Raw genomic sequence first — 5,485 nt, 5'->3', positions numbered from 1 at the left:
GGGCTCTGTATGAGTGGGGGCGGCGAACTGGATTTCCCAGAGGATCGCTCACTCCAGTACTGACCAGAACGCAGGTGAGCTTAACTGCCGTGTTCGGGATGGGTACGGGTGGAACCTCACCGCTCTGGCCGCCTTAATGCCGATCAACGGAATCGAACCGTTGTCATACCAATATCGGACGGGCCGTCTTACCAATGTGTTCGTGCAATCCAGTTTGCGCCTGGACCCGTTCTCGGGTCTCAGTGCGTATGAATGTGGCTTGGACTGTTAGTGCTCGCGGGCTTAACAACTCGTTGCCTCGTTGCGTACACCCCGAGTCTATCGAACTCGTCTTCTACGAGTGTCCTCAGTGGAACTTCTTTTCCGTGTGGGTTTCGAGCTTAGATGCGTTCAGCTCTTACCCCGTGGTGCGTAGCTGCCCGGCATCTGCCCTCTCGGACAACCGGTACACCAGTGGCACCCATTCGTAGTTCCTCTCGTACTATACGAACGTTCACGTCAAGTTCCTTAACACCCCCAATAGATAGCAGCCGACCTGTCTCACGACGGTCTAAACCCAGCTCACGACCTCCTTTAATAGGCGAACAACCTCACCCTTGCCTGCTTCTGCACAGGCAGGATGGAGGGAACCGACATCGAGGTAGCAAGCCACCCGGTCGATATGTGCTCTTGCGGGTGACGACTCTGTTATCCCTAAGGTAGCTTTTCTGTCATCTACGGGTCCCATGAATGAACCTCGTAGGTTCGCTAGACCACGCTTTCGCGTCAGCGACACTCGTTGGGAATGTCACTGTCAGACTTCCGTTTGCTCTTGCGCTCTTCCACGAGTTCCCGACTCGCGTGAGGAAATCTTTGGGCGCGCTCGATATCTTTTCGAGCGCGTACCGCCCCAGTCAAACTGCCCGGCTACCGGTGTCCTCCGCCAGGAGTGAGAGTCGCAGTCACTAACGGGTAGTATTTCAATGTTGCCTCGGTGGCCCGCTGGCGCGGGTACCTGTGTAATGGCTCCTACCTATGCTGCACATTAGCGACCACGTCTCAGCGACAGCCTGCAGTAAAGCTCTATAGGGTCTTCGCTTCCCCTTGGGGGTCTCCAGACTCCGCACTGGAACGTACTGTTCACCGGGCCCAACGTTGGGACAGTGACGCTCTCGTTGATCCATTCATGCAAGCCGCTACTGAAGCGGCAAGGTACTACGCTACCTTAAGAGGGTCATAGTTACCCCCGCCGTTGACGGGTCCTTCGTCCCATTGTAATGGGTGTTCAGATACCCGCACTGGGCAGGATTCAGTGACCGTACGAGTCCTTGCGGATTTGCGGTCACCTATGTTGTTACTAGACAGTCGGAGCGTCCGAGTCACTGCGACCTGCTCGGTCAAGAGCAGGCATCCCTTATCGCGAACTTACGGGACTAACTTGCCGAATTCCCTAACGTCGGTTGATCCCGACAGGCCTTGGCTTGCTCTGCCAGCGCACCTGTGTCGGATCTCGGTACGAGCTTCTTGCTTGTCTTTTCACGGGCTCTAGGTACCGCCGAGTTTCCCTATCTCACCATTCGTTCGCTTCGTGCCGTTACGGCTTCCACGAATTTCGGTGATTCGACGGGGCGAAGGCCCCGCTCGGTGTTTCCTAAAGCGTCGACGTTTGGTGCAAGAAGGTACTGGAATATTAACCAGTTTCCCTTTCATCTATTTCGAATTACGGATAGACTTAGGATCGACTAACCCTCGGCTGATTGACAGTGCCGAGGAACCCTTGCGCGTAAGGCCGTCGGGGTTCACACCCGACTCTCGCTGCTACTGAGACCATGATTTTCGTTGCTGCACGGTCCACACGAGTTCTCACCCGTGCTTCCACCCATGCAGTATGCCAACCTACGGAATCGTGTCATAAGACACGCCGCCAGGTCTCGGAGGTGGATTTGAGTCCCGATCATTTTAGACGCCTCGAACCTCGGCCGGTAAGCTGTTACGCTATTCTTAGAGGGTAGCTGCTTCTAAGCTCACCTCCCGGCTGTTTAGGGCTCGAGACAATCTTCAATCACACTTAATCCACACTTTGGGTCCTTAACCTGGCTCTGGGTTGTCTCCCTCACGGTGCACAAGCTTACCCCGCACACCGGACTCCCTGAGTCTACGACGTCTGTAAGTTCGGAGTTTGACAGGGAAGCGAACTCCTCTCGGAGTCCGGATTCCCAATCGGTCGCTCTACCTCACAGACTATCTCATCAGAGGTCATGCTTCGACATGTTTCGGTTGGAACCAGCTGTTGCCAAGTTCGATGGGCCTTTCACCCCTACACCAGAGTCACGAGAGGGTATTGTAGGACACCAACTCTAACGGGCCTCCACGCAGCTTTCGCCACGCTTCGCCCTGCTCCGGCGTAGATCACTTGGTTTCGGGTCGCATCCGGTTGGCTCCCCGCCCTTGAAGACGGTGGCCCTGGTCAAAGACTGCGGCCGTATCGGTTTCCCTATGCCTCCGGGGGTTCACCCCTTAGACTCGCCAGTCAGATGCACTCCATGGTTCGTTTTTCAAAACGCACGACGTAACATCGGCTTCACTCGAGTCATACTACGGGATCGCTCCCAGTTCTTTCGTCGAGTGACCTTGTATGCCACGTCGCTCTATCGCCAACTGATTTCAAGCCCTATTGCACCGCCCTTTTCGGGGTGCTTTTCAGCGTTCGCTCACGCTACTTGTTCGCTATCGGTCTCGAGGAGTGTTTAGTCTTCGCAGTTGATGCCTGCGAAATTCACGAGGGATATCCAACCCCCGCTATTCTGGAACAACCCCGGGATCTGAATCTTATGTTACGGGGTTTTCACCCTGTATCACGCTCCGTTCCAGGAGACTTCACATAAGATCCAGGTCCGTTATGGGTAGTCCGTACACCACATTGCCCGAAGGCTTCGGTTTGGACTGTATCGCGTTCACTCGCCGTTACTAACGACATCGCGGATTGCTTTCTTTTCCTGTTCCTACTAAGATGTTTCAATTCGGAACGTTCCCCATTGCGCGAGGCAATTGCGTGGGGATTCCCATTCGGAGATCTTCAGTTCTTACCCTCCATGCGGGTCCCTGAAGCTTTTCGCAGCTTGGCACGTCCGTCATCGGCTCTCGAGCCGAGCTATCCACCAGCTGGCACAGTAGCCAGTTGATATAGTCACTGTGACCCGGAGAACGGGTCCAGTGGACGCCTGGATTGCACGTACACACGGTTTCATCAAACACCCTCGGAGATAGCCGAGGCGTGTTTTCGACCCTTCCCAACCTCGCTTGCGCGGGATGGTGCATCTGTCGTCAGTATCCATTCTGTCGAAACGTCTTGCCACACTTAAGGGGCACGATCGTTTCGGAGTGGAGTACTGCTTACCATGGACCCACAGGGATTCGAACCCTGGGCATCCTCCTTGCAAAGGAGGCACTCTACCACTGAGCTATGGGCCCGTGTTAGCCCTAGTAGTTCTAAGGTGTCCGAACGGGTGTCATCGGTGAACTCGGAAGATCGCGTGTGAGCCACCCCGTCGGGGTGGTCTCGGTCGTTAGGAGGTGATCCAGCCGCAGATTCCCCTACGGCTACCTTGTTACGACTTAAGCCCCCTTGCGAAGCCCAGATTCGACCACCGTGTGGTGGCCTCATCCGGACCTCACTCGGGTGCTTTGACGGGCGGTGTGTGCAAGGAGCAGGGACGTATTCACCGCACTCTATTGAAATGCGATTACTACCGAATCCAGCTTCATGAGGGCGAGTTTCAGCCCTCAATCCGAACTACGATCGAGTTTAGGAGATTAGCGTTCTCTTTCGAGATAGCAACCCATTGTCTCGACCATTGTAGCCCGCGTGTAGCCCAGCTCATTCGGGGCATACTGACCTACCGTTGCCCGTTCCTTCCTCCGCTTTAGCAGCGGCAGTCCTTCTAATGTACCCAGCCAGTCGAAACTGCTGCTGGCAATTAGAAGTGCGGGTCTCGCTCGTTGCCTGACTTAACAGGACGCCTCACGGTACGAGCTGACGGCGGCCATGCACCTCCTCTCTATAGCATCGTGATAAGGTCATCAACCTGATCGTCATCACTATAGTCGGAGCTGGTGAGATGTCCGGCGTTGAGTCCAATTAAACCGCAGGCTCCTCCGGTTGTAGTGCTCCCCCGCCAATTCCTTTAAGTTTCATCCTTGCGGACGTACTTCCCAGGCGGCTCGCTTCTCGGCTTCCCTACGGCACAACACAGGCTCGTAGCCTGTGTCACACCTAGCGAGCATCGTTTACAGCTAGGACTACCCGGGTATCTAATCCGGTTCGAGACCCTAGCTTTCGTCCCTCACCGTCGGATCCGTCTTCTCGAGGTGCTTTCGCCATCGGTGGTCCGTCCAGGATTACGGGATTTCACTCCTACCCCGGACGTACCCCTCGAGCCTTCCGGTCCCAAGCCATGTGGTTTTCACCGGACGCCCGCCAGTTGAGCTGGCGGATTTCCCGATGAACCTTCATGGCCGGCTACGGACGCTTTAGGCCCAATAATATCGGTCATCACTTGAGCTGCCGGTATTACCGCGGCGGCTGGCACCGGTCTTGCCCAGCTCTTATTCCACGACCGCCTTACAGTCGTGAAAAGCGAGGACTATATGCCCTCGCACTTGGGGTCCCCTTATCGCACTTGCGTGCAGTGTAAAGGTTTCGCGCCTGCTGCGCCCCGTAGGGCCCGGAATCTTGTCTCAGATTCCGTCTCCGGGCTCTTGCTCTCACAACCCGTACCGATTATCGGCACGGTGGGCCGTTACCCCACCGTCTACCTAATCGGCCGCAGCCACATCCTACAGCGCCTGAGCGTTTCGGAGAGTCGGCATTCCAGCATGACTCCCGTATGAACTATTAGCCTCAGTTTCCCGAGGTTATCGTTCTCTGTAGGGTAGTTTGGCCACGTGTTACTGAGCTTTTCGCCACGAGTGTGAACTCGTGCAACTAGCATGGCTAAATCGGACCCCAATAGCAATGACCTCCGGCAGGATCAACCGGAATGGGTCGCGACCATTTAAACCTGGTCGCGGGGTTTTGGCGGGTGAATGGCAGCGTAATGCTGTCAAATCACCGTTCAAAGGTCCGAGTTCGTATGACATCCGTTCGGATGTCACCGAACTACTAGGGCTAACATCAGATACCGTCTTGCGGCGTACCGCAGGGGCGGAATCCTCATTTCCTTCGGACCTGAACCGAGGCGATTCGTGGGTATAAACCCTTCGAACCTCCGTGGGTTCTGGCCCGGTGAGGCAGGACGCGTTGAATCGCCCTGCAATCGCGGTGTGTCGTTCGCATTCATCCGAAATGCCTTGGACCACTTAAGGCCGTCGTATCGTGGCGACCCCCGGGAAGGTGTGTCATCCCGGTGGGCGCCTGACGACCTTGGGGTCGGGGCGTTCGGTGGAAGCCTTCGGGGGGAGTGCCCCCGTGCGCTTCTTCGCATTAATCCGAATGCCGGGGATACAT

1 tRNA gene and 3 rRNA genes are annotated in these 5,485 nt (G+C 55.9%); all 4 read right to left on the bottom strand.

Annotated elements, in window-relative coordinates:
* Positions 1 to 14 precede the first annotated feature (14 nt).
* The 4 genes from rrf to C5C07_RS20195 all read right to left on the bottom strand — a co-directional run bounded on the left by rrf (position 15) and on the right by C5C07_RS20195 (position 5,020).
* A 5S ribosomal RNA gene (gene rrf / locus C5C07_RS20210) occupies positions 15 to 136 on the bottom strand.
* 111 nt (positions 137 to 247) lie between these two features.
* A 23S ribosomal RNA gene (locus tag C5C07_RS20205) occupies positions 248 to 3,162 on the bottom strand.
* A 216-nt stretch (positions 3,163 to 3,378) separates the two neighbouring features.
* A tRNA-Ala gene (locus C5C07_RS20200) sits at positions 3,379 to 3,450 on the bottom strand.
* A gap of 97 nt (positions 3,451 to 3,547) precedes the next feature.
* Positions 3,548 to 5,020 (bottom strand): 16S ribosomal RNA (locus C5C07_RS20195).
* Together the 16S, 23S and 5S rRNA genes with 1 tRNA gene alongside form the textbook arrangement of a ribosomal RNA operon.
* Positions 5,021 to 5,485: the final 465 nt, after the last annotated feature.

This window comes from Haloferax sp. Atlit-4N (genome assembly GCF_003383025.1).
GTDB lineage: Archaea > Halobacteriota > Halobacteria > Halobacteriales > Haloferacaceae > Haloferax > Haloferax gibbonsii.
The sequence above is the reverse complement of the archived record's forward strand: the minus strand, read 5'-3'. Positions and strand labels throughout refer to the sequence as shown.